Source organism: Variovorax sp. YR634 (assembly GCF_900106655.1).
GTDB lineage: Bacteria > Pseudomonadota > Gammaproteobacteria > Burkholderiales > Burkholderiaceae_C > Variovorax.
The window spans coordinates 1-24,543 of the sequence record NZ_FNOL01000018.1 but is presented as its reverse complement, the minus strand read 5'-3'; the positions used below and the strand labels follow the sequence as shown (position 1 = coordinate 24,543).

16 protein-coding genes are annotated in these 24,543 nt (G+C 63.2%); all 16 read left to right on the top strand.

The genetic code is table 11. The annotated features are described in order from the left end of the window. Positions 1–105: 105 nt before the first annotated feature. The 16 genes from BLV60_RS24785 to BLV60_RS34175 all read left to right on the top strand — a co-directional run bounded on the left by BLV60_RS24785 (position 106) and on the right by BLV60_RS34175 (position 24,341). On the top strand, positions 106–1,197 hold the full coding sequence (locus BLV60_RS24785) for a flagellar basal body P-ring protein FlgI (RefSeq protein ID WP_093057946.1): 1,092 nt from the start codon (positions 106–108) through the stop codon (positions 1,195–1,197). A gap of 10 nt (positions 1,198–1,207) precedes the next feature. Next, a complete protein-coding gene (gene flgJ, locus BLV60_RS24780) occupies positions 1,208–2,188 on the top strand; it encodes a flagellar assembly peptidoglycan hydrolase FlgJ (RefSeq protein ID WP_093057945.1) in 981 nt (326 codons plus the stop codon). A 34-nt stretch (positions 2,189–2,222) separates the two neighbouring features. Further along, entirely contained in the window at positions 2,223–2,705 is a 483-nt protein-coding gene (locus tag BLV60_RS24775; RefSeq protein WP_093057944.1) for a chemotaxis protein CheW, read from the top strand. Positions 2,706–2,771: 66 nt separating this feature from the next. Beyond that, positions 2,772–4,337 (top strand): methyl-accepting chemotaxis protein, encoded by a 1,566-nt coding sequence (locus BLV60_RS24770; protein ID WP_093058057.1) that lies wholly within the window; start codon positions 2,772–2,774, stop codon positions 4,335–4,337. Positions 4,338–4,344: 7 nt separating this feature from the next. After that, on the top strand, positions 4,345–4,626 hold the full coding sequence (locus BLV60_RS24765; RefSeq protein ID WP_093057943.1) for a hypothetical protein: 282 nt from the start codon (positions 4,345–4,347) through the stop codon (positions 4,624–4,626). A gap of 18 nt (positions 4,627–4,644) precedes the next feature. Then, positions 4,645–6,363: a methyl-accepting chemotaxis protein gene (locus BLV60_RS24760; RefSeq protein ID WP_093057942.1), complete on the top strand. Its 1,719-nt coding sequence runs from the start codon at positions 4,645–4,647 to the stop codon at positions 6,361–6,363. 77 nt (positions 6,364–6,440) lie between these two features. Beyond that, on the top strand, positions 6,441–6,965 hold the full coding sequence (locus tag BLV60_RS24755) for a chemotaxis protein CheW (RefSeq protein ID WP_093057941.1): 525 nt from the start codon (positions 6,441–6,443) through the stop codon (positions 6,963–6,965). Between the two features lie 63 nt (positions 6,966–7,028). Then, positions 7,029–8,696, top strand: coding sequence for a methyl-accepting chemotaxis protein (locus tag BLV60_RS24750; protein ID WP_093057940.1), 1,668 nt, complete (start codon positions 7,029–7,031; stop codon positions 8,694–8,696). 77 nt (positions 8,697–8,773) lie between these two features. Continuing rightward, positions 8,774–10,714, top strand: a complete 1,941-nt coding sequence (locus BLV60_RS24745) for a methyl-accepting chemotaxis protein (protein WP_305449917.1) — start codon at positions 8,774–8,776, stop codon at positions 10,712–10,714. Positions 10,715–10,717: 3 nt separating this feature from the next. Next, a complete protein-coding gene (locus BLV60_RS24740) occupies positions 10,718–12,439 on the top strand; it encodes a methyl-accepting chemotaxis protein (protein ID WP_093057938.1) in 1,722 nt (573 codons plus the stop codon). Positions 12,440–12,458: 19 nt separating this feature from the next. Continuing rightward, positions 12,459–14,174 carry a methyl-accepting chemotaxis protein gene (locus BLV60_RS24735; protein ID WP_093057937.1) on the top strand — a complete coding sequence of 572 codons (1,716 nt, stop codon included), beginning with the start codon at positions 12,459–12,461 and terminating at the stop codon, positions 14,172–14,174. 102 nt (positions 14,175–14,276) lie between these two features. Further along, the gene (gene flgK, locus BLV60_RS24730; RefSeq protein WP_093057936.1) at positions 14,277–16,241 is read left to right on the top strand and encodes a flagellar hook-associated protein FlgK; all 1,965 of its coding nucleotides are present in this window, start codon (positions 14,277–14,279) and stop codon (positions 16,239–16,241) included. Positions 16,242–16,279: 38 nt separating this feature from the next. Beyond that, positions 16,280–17,491 carry a flagellar hook-associated protein FlgL gene (flgL, locus tag BLV60_RS24725; protein ID WP_093057935.1) on the top strand — a complete coding sequence of 404 codons (1,212 nt, stop codon included), beginning with the start codon at positions 16,280–16,282 and terminating at the stop codon, positions 17,489–17,491. A 730-nt stretch (positions 17,492–18,221) separates the two neighbouring features. Then, positions 18,222–22,838: an RHS repeat-associated core domain-containing protein gene (locus tag BLV60_RS24720; protein WP_093057934.1), complete on the top strand. Its 4,617-nt coding sequence runs from the start codon at positions 18,222–18,224 to the stop codon at positions 22,836–22,838. A gap of 19 nt (positions 22,839–22,857) precedes the next feature. Then, a complete protein-coding gene (locus BLV60_RS24715; RefSeq protein WP_218132249.1) occupies positions 22,858–23,373 on the top strand; it encodes a HEAT repeat domain-containing protein in 516 nt (171 codons plus the stop codon). Between the two features lie 497 nt (positions 23,374–23,870). Next, positions 23,871–24,341, top strand: coding sequence for a hypothetical protein (locus tag BLV60_RS34175; protein WP_143042634.1), 471 nt, complete (start codon positions 23,871–23,873; stop codon positions 24,339–24,341). The last annotated feature ends 202 nt before the right edge of the window (positions 24,342–24,543 follow it).

The window sequence follows — 24,543 nt, the reverse complement described above, 5'->3', positions numbered from 1 at the left end:
CAGGCTTCGCGCACTTCGTGTCGCTACTCCCCCCCCCTTGCAGGGGGCAACGCCTGCGGCCCGGCAGAGCCGGTTCCGCGGCATTCCACGAATTTTTCGGCTCGCTTGCGCATCGCGGCGTTGGCCGTGTTTGGTGCTTTGTTTTTTGCGCCTGTGCATGCGGAGCGGCTCAAGGAGCTCGCCAGCATTCAGGGGGTGCGCGACAACCCGTTGATCGGGTACGGGCTGATGGTGGGTCTGGACGGCACCGGCGACCAGACTATGCAGACGCCGTTCACCACGCAGAGCCTGAACAACATGCTGCAGCAGCTGGGCATCACGATTCCGCAGGGCGTGAACATGCAGCTGAAGAACGTGGCGGCGGTGATGGTGACGGCCACGCTGCCTTCGTTCGCGCGGCCGGGGCAGAACATCGACGTGACTGTGTCTTCGATGGGCAATGCGAAGAGCCTGCGCGGGGGCACGTTGCTGATGACGCCGCTGAAGGGTGTCGATGGGGCGACCTATGCAGTGGCGCAGGGGAACATGGTGGTCGGCGGCGCGGGTGCCGCGGCCAACGGGAGCAAGGTGCAGGTCAACCAGCTGAGCTCGGGGCGCATTCCGGCCGGGGCGCTGGTGGAGCGCACTGTGGAAGCGCCGGTGGGTGCTGAAGGCACGTTCTCGATCGAGCTCAACCGGTCGGACTTCGGCACCACGCAGCGCGCGGTCGATGCGATCAACCGGCAGTTCGGCTCGGGCACGGCCGAGGCGGTCGATGCGCGGTCGATTCGCGTGCGTGCGCCGGAGCCACAGCAGCGCGTGGGTTTTCTCGCGCGACTCGAAGATATTGAAGTGACGCCCACGCAGGCCGGGGCACGGGTGGTGGTCAATGCGCGCACCGGGTCGGTGGTGATGAACCAGGCCGTTCGCGTGAAGGACTGCGCCGTTGCGCACGGCAACCTGTCGGTGGTCATCAACACCGAACCTGTCATCAGCCAGCCGGGGGCGCTTTCGGGCGGCAGCACGGTGGTGGCGCAGACATCGCAGATCTCGGTGAACCAGGGCGGCGGCGCGATCCAGATGGTGCGCGGTGGCGCGTCGCTGTCGGACGTGGTCAAGGGCCTCAACAGCCTGGGCGCGAATCCGCAGGACCTGGTGTCCATCCTCCAGGCCATGAAGTCGGCCGGCGCACTGAGCGCCGAGCTGGAAATCATCTGAGGTCGATGCGATGACGCTACCGGCCACTACCGACCGCAGCGGCGCGCTCGACCAGCGCTTTGCGCTCGACGTGCAGGGCGTCGATGCCCTGCGGCGCACCGTGCGCACTTCGCCGGAAGAAGGCCTGCAGCAGGTCTCGCGGCAGTTCGAGGCGCTGTTCATGAACATGGTGCTCAAGAGCATGCGCGAGGCAACGCCCTCCAGCGGGCTGTTCGAGAGCCAGGACCAGAAGGTGTACCTCTCGATGTTCGACCAGCAGCTCACGCAGAACCTTTCGGGGCGCGGCGTGGGGCTGGCCGAGGCCATGCTCGCGCAGCTGCGGCGCAGCATGCCGTCGGGTCCGCCCGATGCGGATGCCGACGCCGAAATCGGCACCAAGCCCATGTCGCTCGAACCGCGCGGCGGCTTGCCGTACGGTCCGCGCGCGGGCATTCCCATTGGCTCGGCACCGACCGCCCGCGTTGGGGCCGACCTGAGCGTCTATCAATTCAACAGCGAGCGCCGCGCACCCGGTGCTGGTAGTGCGAATGCCTCGCTGCAAGGGCAGGTCGATGATTTCGTGGGCCGCATGGGTGCTTCCGCGCAGGCTGCCAGCACGGCTAGCGGCGTGCCCGCGCCGCTGATCCTTGCGCAGGCCGCGCTCGAGTCCGGCTGGGGCAAGCGGGAGATTCGCGCCGACGACGGCACGCAGAGCTTCAACCTGTTCGGCATCAAGGCCGACCGCAGCTGGAAGGGCGCAACGGTCGAAACCACCACCACCGAATACGTCGACGGCGAGCCGCAGAAGGTGCGCGCCAAGTTTCGCGCCTACGCCTCGTACGAAGAAGCCTTCACCGACTACGCGCGCTTCATCACCCGCAACCCGCGCTACGCGAACGTGCTGGCCACCGACGACCCGACCGAGGCCGCGCACGGCCTGCAGCGCGCGGGCTACGCCACCGATCCGCGCTACGGCGAGAAGCTCGTTCGCATCATGCAGAAATTCGGGTGAGCCGCGCTCGCGCACACCACATCAAGGAAACCCCATGGCAAAGACCCAAGAAACCGCAGCAGGCAGCCGCCTGGAGGTCGTGACCTTCAAGCTGGGCGAAGAGGAATACGGCATAGACATCCAGAAGGTGCAGGAGCTGCGCGGCTACGACGCGGTGACGCGCATAGCGAACGCGCCGGAGTACATCAAGGGTGTGGTGAACCTGCGCGGGATCATCGTGCCGATCATCGACATGCGCATCAAGTTCAAGCTGGGCGACCCGACGTACGACCAGTTCACGGTGGTGATCGTGCTGAACATCGCAGGTCGCGTGGTGGGCATGGTGGTGGACAGCGTGTCGGACGTGATCACGCTGACGGGCGATCAGATCAAGCCTGCGCCGGAGATGGGCTCGGTGCTGGACGCCGACTACCTGATCGGGCTGGGCACGCTGGAAGAGCGGATGCTGATCCTGGTGGACATCGACCGACTGATGTCCAGCGACGAGATGGGTCTCGTCGAAAAGATCGCCGCCTGACGGCCGGGCGTGCACGTCAACGCCAATCAGAACAACGACACACAGAGGTTCCGCGAGGAGACGCACATGAAAGACTGGAAGATCGGACGGCGCCTGGGTGCCGGCTTTGCACTGGTGCTGGCGCTGGTGGTCATCACCGCGGCCATCGGCGTGCTGCGCCTGCAGGGCGTGGGCGATGCGACGGAGGCCATGGCCGGGCAGTCGCTGACAAAGGAACGGCTGGCGGCCGCCTGGCAGCTGGGCACCAACACCAACAGCGTGCGCACCTTCTCCCTGCTCAAGAGCGATGACGCGGCCGTGCAGGAGTATCTGCAGAAGAACATCACGGCCACCAGCGCCGTCATCACCGAAACGCAAAAGAAGCTCGAGGCCATGCTGGCGTCGCCAGAAGAGCTGGCGCTGAGCGCCGACATCAAGAAGAAGCGCGGCGAATACGTCGAGCTGCGCAACCAGATCCTTAAGCTCAAGGCCGACGGCCGCAAGGAAGAGGCCACGAAGCTGACCGACACGCAACTGCTGCCCGCGCTCGACGGCTACGACGCGAGCATCCGTGCCATGGTGGGCCACCAGCAGAAGGAGATCGACAGGACCGCTGCCGGCATCGGCGCGCAGTACCGGTCGGGCCGGGCCTGGCTCGTCGGGCTGGCTGCTTTCGCGGTCGTTGCCGGATCGGTGATCGCATGGCTGCTGACGCGCAGCATCGTGCAGCCCATCGCCGAGGCACTGCTGATCGCCGAGACCGTGGCCTCCGGCGACCTGAGCCAGGAATTCGAGACCGAGCGCGGAGGCGACTTCGGCCGGCTGCTGCGCGGTATGGGCGAGATGGAAGACACCCTCACCGATCTGGTGACGCGCATCAAGGCTTCGACCGATTCGATCGCGGTGGCCTCGCGGCAGATTGCGGCCGGCAACCAGGACTTGTCGTCGCGCACCGAGCAGCAGGCCAGCTCGCTGGAGCAGACGGCGGCTTCGATGGAAGAGCTGACTTCGACGGTGAAGCAGAACGCCGACAACGCACGTCAGGCGAACCAGTTGGCCGTCTCGGCCTCCGAGGTCGCGGTGAAGGGCGGCAGTGTCGTCTCGCAAGTGGTCGACACCATGAGCTCGATCAATACATCGTCGAAAAAGATCGTCGACATCATCGGCGTGATCGACGGCATCGCGTTCCAGACCAACATCCTCGCGCTGAACGCGGCGGTCGAAGCCGCACGCGCCGGCGAGCAGGGCAAGGGCTTTGCCGTTGTCGCGTCGGAAGTGCGCAACCTGGCGCAGCGCTCGGCAGCAGCGGCCAAGGAAATCAAGACGCTCATCGGCGACTCGGTCGAAAAAGTCGAGGCCGGCAGCAAGCAGGTTGGTGAAGCCGGCCGCACGATGCAGGAAATCGTGGGCAGCGTGCGCCGCGTGACCGACATCATGGGCGAGATCACCGCTGCCAGCCAGGAACAAACATCAGGCATCGAGCAGATCAACCAGGCCATCACGCAGATGGACCAGGTCACGCAGCAGAACGCCGCGCTGGTCGAAGAAGCCTCGGCCGCTGCCCAGTCGCTGCAGGAGCAGGCCGACAACCTCGTGCGCGCCGTCAGCACCTTCAAGCTCGACGCCGACGTCGAAGAAGTAGAGACGGTCTGAAGCACCCATGCGCACACGTCTCAGCCCCAGGCTTGCCCTGCGCCTCGGCGTGGGCTTCGCCATTCTGTTGCTCTTGCTGGCCGTCGCGCTGAGCCTCGGCTTCAAGGCCGGCGCCGGCTACGAATGGGCGCGCCTGACGGTGTGTGCATTGGGTGTGGCTGCATTGCTCACCGCCGGTGTCGTCGCGTGGCTCGTCACGAGTTCGGTCACCCGTTCGACCCACGACGCCGCGAAGGTCTCCGACCGGCTCGACAGGGTCTTCCAGCACGTCAATGCCCAGGATTCCTGAAAACAAGCTCTCCACCCCATGAACTCATTCATCAATCTCAAGATCGGTACCCGTCTCGGCGCGGGCTTTGCCACCGTGCTCCTGCTGCTGGCCGGCATTGCCGGCCTCGGCCTCAGCGCGATGTCGAACATCCAGTTGCGGCTGGACGGCATCGTCAACGGCAACAACGTCAAGGTGGCCTCGGTCAACAAGATGCTGGACGCGGTCCGCGACATCGCCATCCTCGATGGCAACCTGATCCTGCTGACCGACACCGACGCCATGCGCGAAGAGTCGAAGAAGGTTGCCGCCGCGCGCGACCGCTTCACCGAAAACCGCGCCGTGCTGGCGAAGCTGCTGGCCACTTCCGATGGCAAGGCGCTGCTCGCGCGCATCGACGAGAAGGTGGCCGTGCTCGTGCCGCTGAGCGCTCAACTGTCCGAATTCGCGTTGCAGAACAGGAACGACGAGGCAACTGCAATCTTCATCTCGAAGTTCCAGCCGGCCACGCGGGCGCTGCTCGAGGAGCTCGACGCCATGAGCCAACGCCAGGGCAAGCTGTCGCAGGAGGCCGAGGAAGAGGCCCACGCCGGCTACGTATGGTCGCGCAACCTGATGCTGGCACTGGGCGCCCTCGCGGTCCTGGCTGGTGCGGCCATTGCATGGCTCATCACGCGCTCGATCACCCGGCCCATCGGCGAGGCCGTGCAGGTGGCCGAGAAGGTGGCGGCGGGCGACATCAGCTCGCGCATCGAGGTGCAGTCGAAGGACGAGACCGGCCGGCTGATGCTCGCGCTCAAGGAAATGAACGAGAGCCTGGTGAAGATCGTCAGTGAAGTGCGCACGGGCACTGAGACGATTGCGACGGCTTCGAACCAGATCGCCTCGGGCAATCAGGATCTGTCTTCGCGCACGGAAGAGCAGGCGAGTTCGCTGGAGCAGACGGCTGCTTCGATGGAAGAGCTGACCTCGACCGTGAAGCAGAACGCCGACAACGCGCGGCAGGCGAACCAGCTTGCAGTCTCGGCCTCGGAAGTTGCGGTGAAGGGCGGCAGTGTCGTCTCCCAAGTGGTCGACACCATGGGCTCGATCAATACGTCGTCGAAAAAGATCGTCGACATCATCGGCGTGATCGACGGCATTGCGTTCCAGACGAACATCCTCGCGCTCAACGCCGCGGTCGAAGCTGCCCGCGCGGGCGAGCAAGGCAGGGGCTTTGCGGTGGTGGCTTCAGAAGTTCGCAGCCTCGCGCAGCGCTCGGCAGCCGCCGCCAAGGAAATCAAGACGCTCATCGGCGACTCGGTCGAGAAGGTCGAAGAAGGCAGCAAGCAGGTTGCAGAAGCCGGCCGCACGATGGACGAAATCGTCGGCAGCGTGAAGCGCGTGACGGACATCATGGGCGAGATCACTGCCGCAAGTCAGGAACAAACCTCCGGTATCGAGCAGATCAACCAGGCCATCACGCAGATGGACCAGGTCACGCAGCAGAACGCCGCACTGGTTGAAGAGGCCTCGGCTGCAGCCCAGTCGTTGCAGGAACAAGCCAGCAGCCTCGTGCGCGCTGTGAGCGTCTTCAAGCTCGACGTCAACGCCGTCGCCACCACGCGGCCCAGCTTCACGCGCATCACGCCGATTCCGAAGCCCGCCAAGCCGGCACCGAAGCGCCCCGCCAAGGCCTTGCCCACCCGACGCGAGCCTTCTGGCGCTCCGCAACTCGCCATGGCCGGCAACGCCAAGGGCGACTGGACCGAGTTTTGAGAAAAAAGGACTCAAGTTCAGCGATCCGATGCCGATAACAGGATGAACCCGTTCCCTGTTATCGAAGGAAGAGAGCAATGAGTCTGAACAAGGCAAGAGATCCGCTGCAGAAAGCCGCCTCGGCTTCGCCAGCGTCCACCGGCGTGAACCGCCTGGAGGTCGTGACCTTCAAGCTGGGCGAAGAGGAATACGGCATAGACATCCAGAAGGTGCAGGAGCTGCGCGGCTACGACGCGGTGACGCGTATTGCCAATGCACCGGAGTACATCAAGGGTGTGGTGAACCTGCGCGGGATCATCGTTCCGATCATCGACATGCGCATCAAGTTCAAGCTGGGCGACCCGACCTATGACCAGTTCACGGTGGTGATCGTGCTGAACATCGCAGGGCGCGTGGTGGGCATGGTGGTGGACAGCGTGTCGGACGTGATCACGCTGACGGGCGATCAGATCAAGCCTGCGCCGGAGATGGGCTCGGTGCTGGACGCCGACTACCTGATCGGGCTGGGCACGCTGGAAGAGCGGATGCTGATCCTGGTGGACATCGACCGGCTGATGTCCAGCGAAGAAATGGGGCTCGTCGAAGCCGCCGCCACTGCCTGACACCGGTGCCATGGCCGCATGGCCAGGCTCGGCTCCACATCTTCACCTTTCAAGGCCTGCACCATGAAATTTCTCTCGAACCTCCGCATCGGCAACCGGCTGGCCGTGGCTTTCGCCATCGTGCTGGGCCTGACCGTGATCTCGACCGCGATCGCCCTGGTCTCCTCGCGCAACAACGCGGAAGCCACCCGGGTCATGATGCAGAGCCCGCTCGCGAAGGAGCGGCTCATCTCCGATTGGTACGTGCTCACCTACTCGGCCATCGCCCGCACCTCGATGATCGCGCGCACGACCGACGAGACCCTGCCGGTCGTTTTTGCCGACGTGATCTCCGACAGCGTGAAGAAGGGCAGCGAGACCATTGCCAAGGTCGAGAAACTGCTGGTGACGGAGGAGGAGAAGGCCGTCCTGAAGTCCATTCTCGATTTGCGCGCGAAGTACCAGACCGCCAAGGACGACGTGGGCAAGGCCAAGGCCAGCGGCAATGCGGTGGACACCGCGCGCGCCTTCAAGGAGTCGTTCCAGCCGGCCGCCAAGGCCTACGAAACCCGCGTGCTCGACCTGCTGTCGATGGAGCGCCAGGCCATCGACGACATGAGCCAGGCCATCGACGCGGCGAACACGCGCAGCTTCAACCTGCAACTGCTGCTGACGGTGCTGACGGTGGTCAGCGGCGGCATCTTCGCGTTCTTCATCTCGCGCAGCATCGTGCGCCCGCTGGCGCAAGCCGTGCAGGTGGCCGAGACGGTCGCTGCCGGCGACCTGAGCATGCACATCGAAGTGGAAAGCCGCGACGAAGCAGGGCAGCTGATGCAGGCGCTGAAGAACATGAACGCCAACCTGGCGAAGGTGGTGGGCGAAGTGCGCACGGGCACGGAGACGATCGCCACTGCTTCGGGGCAGATTGCTTCGGGCAATCAGGATCTGTCTTCGCGTACTGAAGAGCAGGCGAGTTCGCTGGAGCAGACGGCTGCTTCGATGGAAGAGCTGACCAGCACCGTCAAGCAGAACGCCGACAACGCGCGGCAGGCGAATCAGCTTGCGGTCTCTGCTTCGGAAGTCGCAGTGAAGGGCGGCAGCGTCGTCTCGCAAGTGGTCGACACGATGGGCTCGATCAATGCATCGTCCAAGAAGATCGTCGACATCATCGGCGTGATCGATGGCATCGCATTCCAGACCAACATCCTGGCGCTCAATGCAGCAGTCGAGGCTGCGCGTGCAGGTGAGCAGGGCAGAGGTTTCGCAGTGGTGGCCTCGGAAGTTCGTAGCCTGGCTCAACGCTCGGCTGCTGCAGCCAAAGAGATCAAGACGCTGATCGGCGACTCGGTAGAAAAGGTCGAGGAGGGCAGCAAGCAGGTGGAAGAAGCTGGCCGCACGATGGACGAAATCGTCGGCAGCGTGAAGCGCGTGACGGACATCATGGGCGAGATCACCGCTGCCAGCCAGGAACAAACGTCGGGCATTGAGCAGATCAACCAGGCCATCACGCAGATGGACCAGGTCACGCAGCAGAACGCAGCGCTGGTCGAAGAAGCTTCGGCCGCAGCTCAATCGCTGCAAGAGCAGGCCGGCGCCCTCGTGCAGGCCGTCAGCATCTTCAAGCTCGACGAAGGCCGCCAAGCCGCGCCTCGCACGCAGGCCAGAACGCAGCCGGCCAAGCGCGTCGGGTCGCCCTTGCCTGCGACACCGCAGCTTGCGGTGGCCGGTGCCGGTGACTGGCGCGAGTTTTGAACCATAGGCTTTCTGTAGTTATGAAAACCGCGAACCCCGCGAGGCGCGATCCCGCCTTCGTCTCCCTGGCTCGCACCATGACCCTCGGCGCCGTCGCAGGCATGCTCCTGGTGGTGACGCTGGTGCTGGCCGTCTTCTACGCGCTGGCCTCTTCGCAGCAGCAGCGCAGTGCCGCACAGTACGCCAATGCCAAGGCCGAAGCCATCGCCCGCTCGCTGGACATCTTCGACCAGACCATGCGCCTCACGGCGGAGAACGCCTTCGGCGTCTTCCGCCGCCAATTCGCGTCCAGCTTCGTTCTCGACGGAGCCGCGCAGGGAGCGCTGAGCAGCGACGGCACGCCCATCGACGCCAAGCGCATCGCGGAGGTGGATGCCTTCGCGCGCGATTTCCCCGGCGCCAATGCCACGGTGTTCGTAGCGCAAGGCGAAGATTTCCGCCGCGTCACCACTTCGGTGAAGAAGGAAAGCGGCGAACGCGCCGTCGGCACGCTGCTGGATCGCAAGAGCGGCGCCTATCCGGTGCTGCGCGAGGGCAAGCGCTTCGTGGGGCGCGTCATGCTGTTCGGGCGCCCCTACATGACGGTCTACGAGCCGGTGCGCGATGCGGCCGGCCGCGTCGTCGCGGTGCTCTACATCGGGCTGGACATTTCTCAACAGCAGGCTTCCTTCGGCGAAGCCGTGGGCAAGACGCGGATCTTCGAGACCGGCGGGCTCTACATCGTCAACCCCAGCGGCGGTGCCGATGCGGCGACGCTGGTCTTTCATCCGACGGCGGCCGGCAAGAAGCTGAGTGAGCTTCTGCCTGGTGACGAGTCGACCGCCTGGCTGTCGCGGGTCGCGGCGCCCGACGCCATGTGGATCGACGACGCGCGGGCGGTGCTTGCATCCGCAGCGAACGGGCAGCGGCGCTATGCCTCTGTGGCCAGGAGCGAAGCGACGGGCTGGCTGGTGGTGGCCGAGCTTCCCGCTTCGGAGGTGCTCGCCGGGCTCTATCGCCAGATGGCCTGGATCGGCGCCTGCATTGCGCTGGCGGCCCTCGTTTTGGGGGCGGCGCTGGTCGTCTTCATCCGCCGCACCGTGCGGCCACTGAGCCTGCTGAGCGAGCATGTGCAGGCTCTCGGCCAGGGCGACCTGTCGCAGCGATTGGACTCGGCCCGCCGTGACGAGATGGGCGTGATCACCCGCGCCGTGGAAAGCATGCGCGAGGGCCTGGCCGGCGTTGTGGGCGGCGTGCGCGAAGGCACCGATGCCATCGCCACCGCGTCGGGCCAGATCTCCGCCGGCAACCAGGATCTTTCGACGCGCACGGAGGAACAGGCGAGCTCGCTGCAGCAGACCGCTGCATCGATGGAAGAGCTCACCAGCACCGTCAAGCAGAACGCAGACAACGCGCGGCAGGCCAACCAGCTGGCGTTGTCGGCCTCCGAGGTGGCGCTCAAGGGCGGCGATGTGGTCAGCCAGGTGGTGGACACCATGGCCTCGATCCATGCCTCGTCAAAAAAGATCGTGGACATCACCGGCGTGATCGACGGCATCGCCTTCCAGACCAACATCCTGGCGCTCAACGCCGCGGTGGAGGCCGCGCGCGCAGGCGAGCAGGGCAGGGGCTTCGCCGTGGTGGCCGCCGAGGTGCGCAACCTCGCGCAGCGCTCGGCAGCAGCGGCCAAGGAAATCAAGGGCCTGATCGATGACTCGGTAGGCAAGGTCGATGCGGGCACCGCCCTGGTGGGCGAAGCCGGAAGGACCATGGAAGAGATCGTGGGCAGCGTGAAGCGGGTGACCGACATCATCGGTGAGATCAGCGCCGCGAGCCACGAGCAGACCTCGGGCATCGAACAGATCAACCAGGCCATCACGCAGATGGACCAGGTCACGCAGCAGAACGCGGCACTGGTCGAGGAAGCCTCGGCCGCAGCCCAGTCGCTGCAGGAACAGGCCGGCAGCCTCGTGCAGGCCGTCAGCATCTTCAAGCTCGGCGAAGGCCGGCAACACACGGTATTGGCCTTCTCGGCCTGAAAAATGATCAAGTCTTTCTACAACCTCAAGATCGCGACCAAGCTGCTTGCGTCGTTCATTGCCGTCCTCGTGCTGACGGCCTGCCTCGGTGTGATTTCGGTGATGCAGCTCGGCAAGGTTCACGAGATGTCCACGGACCTCTCGACCAACTGGCTGCCCGCCACGCGCTCGCTGCTGGAGCTGAAGACTTTGGTGGCGAGCTACCGCGCGCAGGAGACAGAGCATGCCTTGTTGGGTTCGTTCACCGAAATGACTGCGCACGAGAAGGCGATGGACGAGTCGTGGGCGGTGCTACAGAAGAAGCGCGCCGAATATGCGACGCTCATCTCGGAGCCCGAGGAGCGCGAGCTCTATCCGGTGTTCGAGAAGCTGCTGGCGCAATACGCGCTCGAGCACAACAAGATCGTCGCCATCTCCAATACGCAGGACATCGACCAGGCGGCCAATCTGATTCGCGGAAAGTCGCAGACTTTGAGCCGCGAGATGAACGCGACGCTGGACAAGCTGACGCAGGTGAACCTGGCAGGCGCCCTTCGCGCGGGCCAGACGGCCGACGCGGTGCACGGGCGAGCCAGGCTCTGGGTGCTGGGCCTGCTGCTGGGCAGCATCGCGCTCGGCCTGGGGCTGGCGCTGTGGATTGCACGCATCGTCGCGCGGCCGCTGGCGGAAGCCGTGAAGGTGGCGCAGTCGGTGGCGGCAGGCGACTTGACCAGCCGCATCGAGGCGCGGACGACGGACGAAACCGGGCAACTGCTCGAGGCCCTGAAGGGCATGAACGACAGCCTCGTGAAGATCGTGAGTGAAGTGCGCACGGGGACCGACACCATTGCCACGGCTTCGAGCCAGATTGCTTCGGGGAATCAGGATCTGTCTTCGCGCACGGAAGAGCAGGCTAGCTCGTTGGAGCAGACGGCTGCCTCGATGGAAGAGCTGACCTCGACGGTGAAGCAGAACGCGGACAACGCGCGGCAGGCGAACCAGCTTGCGGTTTCTGCTTCGGAAGTAGCAGTGAAGGGCGGCAGCGTTGTCTCGCAAGTGGTCGACACCATGGGTTCGATCAATGCATCGTCCAAGAAGATCGTCGACATCATCGGCGTGATCGATGGCATCGCATTCCAGACCAACATCCTCGCGTTGAACGCGGCAGTCGAGGCGGCACGCGCCGGCGAGCAAGGCCGTGGCTTTGCTGTCGTCGCTTCAGAAGTTCGCAGCCTGGCTCAACGCTCCGCTGCTGCAGCCAAGGAGATCAAGACCCTGATCGGCGACTCGGTAGAAAAGGTCGAAGAGGGCAGCAAGCAGGTTGCAGAGGCTGGTCGCACGATGGATGAAATCGTCGGCAGTGTCCGCCGCGTGACGGACATCATGGGCGAGATCACCGCCGCGAGCCAGGAGCAAACGTCAGGCATCGAACAGATCAATCAGGCCATCACGCAGATGGACCAGGTCACGCAACAGAACGCAGCGCTGGTCGAAGAAGCTTCGGCCGCAGCCCAGTCGCTGCAGGAGCAGGCCGGCAGCCTCGTGCAGTCCGTCAGCATCTTCAAGCTCGACGCCAACGCCGCGGCCACAACACGCCCCGGCTTCACGCGCATCACCCCGATCGCCAAGCCCGTCAAGCCCGAACCGAAGCGCCCCGCCAAGGCCTTGCCCACCCGCCGCGAACCCGCCGCAGCCCCACAGCTCGCCGTAGCTGGGGATGCGAAGGGCGACTGGACGGAATTCTGAGTCTGCTGGAGGAAATCAAATGAACTTGAAGAACCTGAAAATCGGCACCCGCCTGGGCCTCGGCTTTGCGGTCGTGCTGCTCCTGATGTTGGTCATTGCCGCCACCGGCATGCAGCGCCTTGCGAGTGTGGGCAAGGCCACGGAAGACATGATGCAGAACGCGCTGGTCAAGGAGCGCCTGGCCAACCAGTGGTCCAACCTGCTCGGGCCGGCAATCGTCAATTCGTTCGCGATGGTCAAGGCGACAGACCCCAAGGCGGTCGCCTACTTCGAGAAGGGCCGGGCCGACAAGTCGGCGCTGATCAACCCGGTGCAGAAGAAGCTCGAGGAACTGCTGACCTCTCCGGAAGAGAAGAAGCTGTATGCCGGCGTGGCTGACGCTCGCGGCGTCGTGCTCGCGACCATCGGGAAGATCAACAAGCTCAAGACCGAGGGGAAGAACGAAGAGGCCATGGAAATGGCCGACAACCAGTTCGCGCCCGCACTCACCGTCTACGAGGAGGCCGTGGCCAAGCTCGCGGCGTATCAGCGCGACCGCATCGACGGACTGGCGCAAGACATCGAAGCCAACCATACGACCGGCGAGACCACGTTGATGGTGCTGTCGGGCATTGCGCTGGTGCTGGGGGCGTTGTTTGCATGGCGCCTGACACTGGGCATCGTGCGTCCGCTGGGGCATGCGGTGGAAGTGGCAGAGACGGTGGCCGCCGGCGACTTGAGCACGCACATCGAGGTGGAAAGCCGCGATGAGACAGGGCAGCTGATGCATGCGCTGCGAGAGATGAATGCGAGCCTGGCGAAGGTAGTGGGTGAGGTGCGTACGGGCACGGAGACGATAGCTACTGCTTCGGGGCAGATCGCTTCGGGGAATCAGGATCTGTCTTCGCGCACCGAAGAGCAGGCGAGTTCGCTGGAGCAGACGGCTGCTTCGATGGAAGAGCTGACCAGCACCGTCAAGCAGAACGCGGACAACGCGCGTCAAGCCAACCAGCTGGCTGTGTCTGCCTCTGAAGTTGCAGTGAAGGGCGGCAGCGTCGTCTCCCAAGTGGTGGACACGATGGGCTCGATCAATGCATCGTCCAAGAAGATCGTCGACATCATCGGCGTGATCGACGGCATTGCCTTCCAGACCAACATCCTGGCGCTGAATGCAGCGGTCGAAGCTGCCCGCGCAGGTGAGCAAGGCCGAGGCTTTGCCGTAGTGGCTTCAGAAGTTCGCAGCCTGGCTCAACGTTCCGCTGCAGCAGCCAAGGAGATCAAGACCCTGATCGGCGACTCGGTAGAAAAGGTCGAAGAAGGCAGCAAGCAGGTGGAAGAGGCTGGCCGCACGATGGACGAAATCGTCGGCAGCGTGAAGCGCGTGACCGACATCATGGGCGAGATCACCGCTGCCAGCCAGGAGCAAACGTCAGGCATCGAGCAGATCAACCAGGCCATCACGCAGATGGATCAGGTCACGCAGCAGAACGCCGCGCTGGTCGAAGAGGCTTCGGCAGCCGCTCAATCGCTGCAGGAGCAAGCCGGCAGCCTCGTACAGGCAGTAAGCGTCTTCAAGCTCGACGCCAACGCAGTCGCCACCACGCGCCCCGGCTTCACGCGCATCACGCCGATCCCGAAGCCCGCCAAGCCAGCGCCGAAGCGCCCCGCCAAGGCCTTGCCCACCCGGCGCGAGCCTTCTGGCGCCCCGCAACTCGCCATGGCCAACGACGCCAAGGGCGACTGGACCGAGTTCTGACCCGATCGGCCCTCAACTTTCGGCCGGCGCTGCCGATATAGACCCAGAGGCATCCAGGCGATGCCACCTCATTTCACACACCTCATCGACAGGTAAAGCCATATGTCCGGAAGTTTGTTCTACACGGGTCTGAGCGGCCTCGGCGTTGCACGCACCGCGCTGATGACCACGGCCCACAACACAGCCAACGTGTATACCGCCGGCTACAGCCGCCAGGTGGCAGAAATCGCCACGGGCAACGCCACTGGCACCGGCTCGGGCTTCATCGGCTCGGGCGCCAACGTCACGACCGTCTCGCGCAGCTACGACCGCTACCTGACGGCGCAGCTCTCTATTGCGCAGTCGGCCTCGGCCGCGCTTGCCACCAACAGCACGCAGATCAACCGCATCGATACCCTGCTGGCCGACAAGACCTCGGGCATCGCGCCGCTGATGCAGAGCTTTTTCACCAGCGTGCAGGGCGTGGCCAACACACCGGCGGACCCGGCGGCGCGCCAGCAGATGATCAGCTCGGCGCAGGCGCTGGCCAGCAAGTTTCGCGCGACCGACCAGTACCTGTCGGACCTGAACTCCTCCGTCAATGAGCAGATCGTCGGCAGCGTGGACCAGATCAACACCTACGCCAGCAAGATCGCCAGCCTCAACCAGCAGATCAGCCAGATCAGCGCCATGGCCGGCGGCCAGCCGCCCAACGACCTGCTCGACCAGCGCGACCAGCTCGTGAGCGAGCTGAGCCAGGTGGTCGACGTGAAGGTGCTGCAGCAGGACAACGGCAAGTACAACGTGTTCATCGCCACCGGCCAGTCTTTGGTGACGGGCGACTACGCCGCCACCATGGCGGCAGTTAACTCCGCCGCCGACCCGTCGCGCAAGGCCGTGGCGCTGCAGGGCTTTGCCGGCAACACGACCGAGCTGTCGGACGGCGTCATCACCGGCGGCACGCTGGGCGGGCTCATGAGCTTTCGGCGCGACACGCTCATTCCCACGCAAAACTCCATCGGCCGGCTCGCCATGTCGGTGGCCGACGCCGTGAACGCGCAGAGCAAGCTGGGCGTGGACCTCAGCGGCGCACTGGGCAAAGACTTTTTCACGCAGTCCGTGCCGGGCGTGCTCTCCAACGCAAAGAACGCGGGCAACCTCGAACTCACCGGCACGCTCTCGAACACGTCGCAACTCACGACCAGCGACTACAACGTGAGCGTCACCGACGTGGCCGGCACGCTGACCTACTCGGTCACCCGCCTGTCGGACAAGCAGTCGATGGGCTCCTTCACCACCTTCCCCATTACCTTCGACGGCGTGAGCCTCACGGCTGTCAGCGGTACCGCGCAGGCCGGCGACTCGTTTTTGGTGCAGCCCACGCGCACCGGCGCGCGCGACCTCGACGTGCTGACGCTCGACCCCGCCAAGGTGGCCGCGGCATCGCCCATCGTCACCGGCAATACCGTCGGCAACAAGGGCTCCGGCGCGCTGGGCGCGGCCACGGTGGATGCGAGCTACCCCGCAACGCCGCTGGGCGGCACCGTCACGCTGAGCTACGACGCGACCACCGGCAACCTGACCGGCTTTCCGGCCACCTCGGCCGTGACCGTCACGCTGGCCGATGGCACCAGCACCAGCTACGCGGCCGGCACGCCCGTGCCCTACACCGCCGGCGCGAAGATGAGCTTCGACGGCATCACCGTTGCCATGACCGGCGCGCCTGCGCAAGGCGACACCTTCACCATTGGCAAGAACACCGCGGGCGTATCCGACGGCAGCAACGCGCTGCTGCTGGGCGCACTGCAGCGCAAGACCACCATGGCCAACGGCACGGCAACCTTCAACGGCGCCTACTCGCAGATCGTCAGCGAAGTCGGCAACCGCGCCATGGCCGTCAAGGTGGCAGCCACCACGCAAGACAGCGTTACCAGCCAGATCAAGGCCAGCCAGCAGGCCATCTCGGGCGTGAACCAGGACGAGGAAACCGCCAACCTGCTGATGTTCCAGCAGATGTACCAGGCGAATGCGAAGGTGATCCAGACCGCCTCGACCATCTTCGACACCATCCTCGGCATCGGCAGCTGAGCCTGCCCAACGTCAAGCAGACTCAACAAGGCAAAGCGATGCGCATCAGCACCCAATCCTTCTACGAACAGAACGTACTGGCCATGGGCCAGCAGCAGCAGAAACTGTTCAGGGTCCAGCAGCAGCTGGCGACCAATTCAAAATTTCTCTCGGCAGGCGACGACCCGGTGGGCGCGGCCCGCGCACTCGGCGTCAGCCAGACGCTGTCGGAAATCTCGCAGTACGCCACCAGCCGCCAGCGCGCGTCGCGATCGCTCTCCACCGAGGAGAACGCGCTCAACTCGGTGACCTCGATCCTGCAGAACATCAAGGCCCTGACCGTGCAGGCCGGCAACGGCACGCTGTCGGATGCCGACCGCGCATCGCTCGCCACCACCATCCAGAGCAGCTACGACCAGCTGGTGGGCATCGCCAACTCCGACGACGGCAACGGCCAGTACCTGTTCGCAGGCTTCAAGAGCGGCTCCCCGCCCTTCGTGGCCACGACCAGCGGCGGCGTGCAGTACGTCGGCGACCAGGGCCAGCGGCTGATGCAGGTCGACGTGGCGCGCCAGATGTCCACATCGGACGACGGCCGCAGCGTCTTCCAGTCGGTGCAAGGCGGCGCGGGCTATGTGGCGTCAGGCGCCGCGGGCAACACCGGCACCGGCGTGTTCGGCTCCGTCAGCGTGACCGACGCCACCGCGCCCAACTACGGCAAGGACTTCACCATCACCTTCAGCGCCACCGACTACACGGTGACGACCAAGGACACGCCGCCCGTAGTCGCAGCCACCGGCCCGATCTCGGCGGACACGCCCATCAACTTCGGCGGCGTGCAGATCAAGATCACCGGCACGCCGGCGGCTGGCGACAGCTTTGATGTGTCTACCGCGAAGAATGCCGGCACCGATGTGTTCGCTGCGATCGGCGAACTGGTGAGTGCGCTGCGCACGCCGCTGAGCGGTGGTGGCGCGGCTGCGCAGGCGAAGCTGCAGAACGCGCTGGCCACAGCCAACGTGAAGGTGACGAATGCGCACGACAACGTGCTGACGGTGCTGTCGTCGGTGGGCTCAAGGCAGAGCGAGATCGATGCGCTGGATTCGGGTGGTGGGGATCGCAAGCTGCAGGAAGAGTCTTATCTGTCTTCCATTGAAGACCTGGACCCGTACAGCGCGATTGCGGAGTTTTATCAGCGGCAGTCTTCGTTGCAGGCGACGCAGATGACGTTTGCTAAGTTGAATAGCATTTCGTTGTTTAACTACTTGTAGAGGGACGCCGCTGTGTTTAGGGGCAGTTGAAACCTCTCTCAGGTCCTTTGGTGAAGATGAAATCTGACCATGAATCTCTTCGGAAGATGTGAAGAAGGAAGCGAAGCCGTTGATTCCCGCCCTCGCCCCTGGCCGGAAAGCGACCACAAGGGGCTGGGCACGGGCATGACTTAACGGGGGTCGTCGGTCTGGTGGTTCTCTTTAATAGATAGCCCCCCGTTAACTGAGGCAGTGATTTACATGCCGATCCGGGCCGAGAAGCCCAGGGCCACGAGCATTCGGCCCGAATGGCATGCATTCCTTGGGTGATGCTTCTTTGAGATTCATCATCGAGGTCTATCTCTGCTGTACCTCAGTCGCTTCGCTCCTTCGCCCTGCTGGCGCACACGACCTTAGCCTAGACCAGAAAGTGGAAGCGGTCTCATCACTTGGGATGCATGGCGCTTCGCGCCGATGTGCCGATGCTTCTTGAGCGTCGGCGCTGGTCGCCATGACCATATGGACATGTGTTTGGCTGGCGCGGCCTCAGGCCCGCATGGAGTCGCTCATCGACAACAGCGCCCCGATGGGCTGCGTACTTTCATGTTCATCTCGCGATCAAAACGTCTCAAGCCATCGATCCGTCGTTGTCTGCATGTGGTCTTTCAGCTAGTCTGAAACAACTTGTACGGAGTACGCTGCGTGGCGGTGCGCGTCACCTGAGGAGGATGACCGTCCGTTCAAGAAATCCATGAGAGTCATGGCTCGTGAAAAGCGAGCCGTCGATGTCCAAACACGTAAACGGGTAAGCACGAGGGAGGAAAGATTGATGGGACCGACGACGTGCCCCGCAAGGGCGACGAGATTGCACGTGGCGAGACGATTCCGTCAGCTGTTGATCGCCATTCTTGTTGTGATCGGAGCACCTTCCTGGGCTCTGGTGCCGATGGTCGGTACGTGGAGTACGTGGTCTCCATGGAACTGGGATTCTTCGCAGTACAACTACCAGCCTCCAGCCGGCACAAACTGGACAACCTCTACCGAGGGGGTGAACGCGCTTCACTCCCTCGCGGAAGCGAAGCTTCAGTCTCTCGCCGTGCGCGGCTATTTGTCACCTAACTGCTGGACTTACACCCCATACAGCGGCATCACGAGTACATACAAATACGTCGGCGAAGGATTTGGCGGCTGCGCGGGAGGAGGCTTGGAGGTGCGCTCTTATCTGAGTTATGCGTGTCCAGCCAATTCACTCCCCACGTCTGGCGGCTGCCTGTGCGCCGATCAATTTTTCGAAGATCCATCACGCACGGCTTGTATTAAGCCGCCAGAGCCGGAAAGAGTCACGGGTCCAATGTGTGTCATTGACGCTTCGCAACCAGATGGCGGACAAGCTGGGCACCCCATTCTTCCTGCAACCGGTGAGAAATATCGAAGCGAAATTGACTTGATCGATGTCGGAGCTGCGCCGCTCGAGTTCTCTCGGACCTACCGCAGCAGTTGGGGCGTCGATCCTTCGCGCACTCAAGGAACCATGGCCAAGGTCTGGGCTCATAACCATGGCACTAGCCTCAAGGTGACCAGCACGGAGTCGAATGGAGCCGCGACAGGGGTCGCGATCATCGATTCCAAAGGCTACTTCCGTTCATTCACGCGACAAGTTGGAACCTCGGTTTGGTATGCCGGTGCAGGCTCTGCAGATTCGCTCACCCAAGTCGTTGATGGCTGGGCATACCGCCGAGCGAGCACCGACACGACGCAAACCTTCAATGGTGCCGGCAAGCTTCTCGGGGAAGTCACCCGCAATGGCTGGACCACCACGTACTCCTACAACGTCTCGGGTCAGCTGAGCACGATCAGCAATGCTTTCGGCAGGAGTCTTGCGCTCACTTACAACGGAATTGGCCAGGTCCTTACCGTCACTACCAACGATGGTCGAACTGTCACCTATGGCTACGACTCTCAATGGCGCCTCCGAACGGTTACCTATCCTGATGGCAAGACGCGCACCTTCTCTTATGAGAACACGGCATTCCCTCACGCGCTGACCGGTATCGACGACGAATCCAGCGCACGTTGGGGCACCTTTGTTTATGACAGTCAGGGCCGAGCGGTCAGTTCCGAACTCGCAAGTTCAATCGATCGATACGAGGTTGGTTATCCCAGCAAGGGCTCAGCCACGGTTACCGACCCACTTGGTACAAGCCGCACATATAGCTATGGTTCCAACGCAGGAAAGTTGGCTGTCACCGGTGGCTCGTTGCCCTCGGGCGAAGGCAAGAGCGATGCCGCCAACCGCGTTCAGGATGCCAACGGCCTGATCACTTCGGAGACTGATTTCAATGGGGTAACGACTACCACGACGTGGGACGTTGCCCGCCGCTTGCCCATCACCGTGGTCTACGCCTCTGGCACTCCCGACGAGCGTACGGTAACGACGCAATGGCATGCGACCTTCTCGCTACCCGTGCTGGTGATGGAGCCCGGCCGCACCACCGCCTACACCTACGACGCTGTCGGCAATGCCCTGTCGAAGACGGTGACCGACACCGCGACCAACAAGGCCCAGCTCTGGCAGTGGACCTACAACTCTTCGCAGTTGGTCGATACCGCCACCGATCCCAGCGGCGCGGTGACGACATACACCTACGACACCCGAGGCAACGTTCTCACCGTCACGAACGCCCTGGGCCACGTCACCAGCTACGCCTACGACACAGCCAACCGCGTCGTCAGCTCGACTGCCTCCAATGGCCTCGTCAGCACCTACACCTACGACTTGCGCGACCGCCTGCTGACCCAATCCGTCGGCGGTCTGACCACGGTCCTGACCTACAAGCCCTACGGCACGGTCGAGACAGTCACGTTGCCCGCCGGCCTCGTCCTGACCTACACCTACGACGCAGCCCATCGCCTGACTGGCTGGAGCAACAACCGAGGCGAGAGCGGCACCTACACCCTGGACGGCATGGGCAACCGCACCGCCGAGCAGATCAAGGACAGCGCTGGCAACGTGGCCTGGAGCGTGGCCCGCACGGTCAACAACATCAACCGGTTGTCCTCAAAGACCGAAGGCCCCAATCAGTCCAACACCTTCGGCTACGACGCCAACGGCGAACTAATCAGCTCGACCAACGGCCTGAGCCAGAGCACCCAGTACGGCTTGGACAATCTGCGTCGCGTCAAGGCGGTAACCGACGCAGCCAACGCCAACGCCACCCTGAAGTACAACGCCCTCGACGCCGTCACCGAAGCCAAGGACTTCAAGGGCGTGGCCACCGCCTACACCCGCGACGCCCAGGGCAACGCCACCGTCGAAGCCAGCGCCGATACAGGCACCGCCAGCACCCAGTACGACAACCTCGGCCTGCCCAGCCAGATCACCGACGCCCTCGGCCAGGCGACAACGATTACGCGCGATGCCTTGGGCCGCCCAACTGGCCTGGTCTTCGCCGACGGCAAAACCACCACCCTGCGCTACGACCTCACGGCCACCAGCAAGGGCTATCTGTCCGAGATCGTCGACCGCAGCGGCACCACCGAGTACACCCGCGACACCTTCGGCCGGGTCACCCTCAAGAAGCAGACCCTGGCCAATGGAAGCGTCCAGCAGGTCAGCTACGCCTACAACCCCAATGGCACGCTGGCGAGCATCGGCTACCCCAACGGCGGCGGCGTGCTCACGCACACCTACGACAGCACCGGCCGCCTCACAGGCCTGAGCCTGAACGGCAACCCGCTCGTCACCGGCATCGCCTGGAACCCGCTGGGCCAGCCCACGGCGTGGAGCTGGGCGTTCTCCAGCCCCTCCATCGCGGCCAGCCGCACCTACGACACCGCAGGCCGGCTGACCGCCACCGAGTTCAGCAGCTACACCTACGACGCGGCCGGGCGCATCACCAGCCTGACGCAGAACCTCTACCAGCCCGGCGACACCGACCCGACCCACAGCACCATCGCCAATGCCAACGTCACCTGGAGCGTGGGCTACAACAGCGTGGGGCGCATCACCAGCTTCAACGCCACGGGCAACACGGCCGGCTTCGGCTACGACGCCAACGGCAACCGCAGCAGCAGCACCCGCGCTGTCGATGGCACGAGCACCAGCCGCACCTACACGGTGGGATCGACAAGCAACCAGCTCACGGGCTTCAGCCAGACCATCAACGGCGCGAGCAGCACGAGCGTCACCTACGGCTACAACGCCAACGGCGACATGGTGAGCGACGGCCTGCGCAGCTACGCCTACGACGCCGAAGGGCGGCTGGCCGCGGCGACGACGGGTGCGACCGATGTCAGCCCGACCACGCGCTATGCGCACAACGCGCTGGGGCAGCGGGTGTTCAAGACGGAGCCGCTGTACCCGCCCAGCCAGGGCGATGAGGCCGATCCGGGCTTCATGCAGAGCCTGATCGCGTTCTTCACGAAGCTGTGGAGCCCGAGCACGACGCAGGCCGAGCAGTTGGGCTATGCCTACGTCTACAACGAGCAGGGCACGCTGATCGCGGAGGTGGGCAGCGGGGGCACGAACAGTGCGGGGCAGAGCCAGTACATCTATCTGCCGACGGGCAATGGGCCGATGCCGGTTGCGGCGGTGATCAATGGCAGCACCTATGCCGTGCACAGCGATCACCTGAACACCCCGAGGAAGCTCACCAACGCAGACGGGCAAGCTGTCTGGCAGTGGGGCTACAGCGCGTTCGGGGAGGACAAGCCCACCACGGCAAGAAACAGGTTCGCCAATCTGGAGGCGACGCCGAATCCGGGCACCACGAACCTCTCGGAGGTGAAGTTCAACCTGAGGTATCCGGGGCAGTATGCGGATGAGGAGTCGGGGCTCAACTACAACTATTTCCGCAGCTATGACAGCAGGACAGGCCGATACAGCCAGTCCGATCCCATTGGGCTTGATGGGGGATTCAACAGATACGGGTATGTGGATGGCGATCCGCTAAATGCGACCGATCCGCTGGGATTGCAGACGGTGTGGCCTACACCCTTTGGTCCGATGCCTGGGCCGCCGGTTGTTCCTGGCGGCGGATCCACTCAAAATCAAAGTCCCGTGCCATCGAGCTGGACAAAGCCAAGCCCGCTGTTGCCTACGTGGAATTGGAATGGAATAACTTGGCCAGATCCGTCTGTATCTGAACCGGCGCAGATGACCGCCCCTGGCAATCAAGCGGACACTGAAATCGCCAAAGACTACGAAGCATATGCAGCGAATGAACGGCTCTGTGGGAGAGTACCGATGGACCGATGCGCGTGGCTCGCGCAAAACGCGAGCAGGTACCGGCCAGACCAAGTAAAAGCCACTCAAAAGGCATGGGGATGCCGAGGCTCTCGGTATGGAAAAGGGGGTAGGAGTCGCTAAGATTCACACCCATCTTGATATGACAAACACTGCAATTGACACCTTGATCTGGCAGGCTTTGGAACTGTATTCAGTAGATTTGCTGCCCCAGTTCCTCACCGATGGAAGCACCCGAGTGCGAATGGCTGCGGCGAGAGCGATTCAATTGAAAGGCGGAGACTCCGAGTTTGAGCTTGCCCGTGGTTTGCTGAGAGCAGCAAAGCGTCATGACCGAGAATTGGGCGCCTTCATTCTTGGTCAACTTGGCACACCTAGCTTGCCATATCGAGAACAAAGCATCCCGTTGCTGAATGAGGTACTGAAGATAGATTCCGCGGCCTGCGTGCGGGCGTCGGCGGCTGCGGCTCTTGGGCATTTAAGAGCGATAGAGGTCGTTGAATCCCTGATCGCTGCAGCGACTGATCGCAGCCCTGAAGTTCGCGCGGGCGTCGCCTCAGCTCTTGCCAGATTTCCTCGCAGCAAAAAAACCATAGCTTGCCTCGACAAGCTCAGCCGCGATTCTGATGAGAAGGTGCGCTATTGGGCTGAGGATTGATGGCGGTCTCAAGTAGTAATCGGAGTCAGACTCCCGCTAATTCTATGACTTGGGAATATCGAGTAATGAGCCGAGATGGCGCGGTTGCTATCTACGAGGTCTACTACTATGAAGACGCTAGGGTGCGGGGTCACAGCGCGGAACCGGCAGTTCCTGCGGGCGAAACCGTTGAAGAGCTACGAGTCAACTGCGATTTGTACCTTGCTGCACTTGGGAAGCCAGTTCTCGAATACAGCAGTTAGCGGGGGTCAAGGTCAGTTCTTGCTCGTTGCCCCTGATCTTCAACAGAAAAAAGCCGCCTGCCACTCCTTAGCCGTTAAGACTGGGGTTGGCGGGCGGCGTTGCTAGGCGTGCAAGTCACAGGGCCAGATGGCTATCTGGCGATGCTGCCTACGCTGCGTGGAGGCTATGGATACGCTGGCATTTGGAGTTGGTATCTTTGGGGTTTCAAAGGGTCTCCCGGATCGATGATCACCCACTCGCCACAGAAGTGACACATGAAGCTGAAAAAGTGCCAAGCTCTCTTGTTGATTGCAGTTCTGATGATCGGGTTCGTGGTTGCGCTCCTTCCTGTATTTCGTGTTGATCCTCACGAGTTGACGCAACCACTTACGATCCTCGGCGCACAAGCGTGGGCGGATGGTGGATCAATTCAGCTTGAAGTTCGCGGAGCAAATGGCAAGAGGCTAGCCATTGAGCGAGTTGGGAGCCTGGAAGTAGAACGCTCACAACAGAAGATGTATTTGGTCAACGCCGTTTTCTGGTTCTTCCCGTGGCGACGGGTTGTGGAAAGGGGCTCTGCTCTTGAAACAGAAACGCACGAGATGCTGGAGACATGGCTCAAAGAGTCTCTACCACCAAAGCAGAGAGAACTATTGAAACGCAACGATCCCCTTGCTTTTCAAGAAACTCCGGGCGAAGTCGTCATGGCATACGACATCGCAACCTGGATCACTGAACGGCATTAGTCGGATGCTCGTTCGATCAGTTTTTTCTCAGCGAAGGTCCTTGCCGTTGATGCTGAATGTGTTCATTGCGAACTTACTTTGCTTAGGGCAACACGCAGCGACTGCATCGTAAGCGACCGGTCATGTCATCTTGACGCGGATACCGCGTCAAACACCATTGATCTCGTCGATGGCTTGCCCGTCGTCGTAGAACTGGGCGATG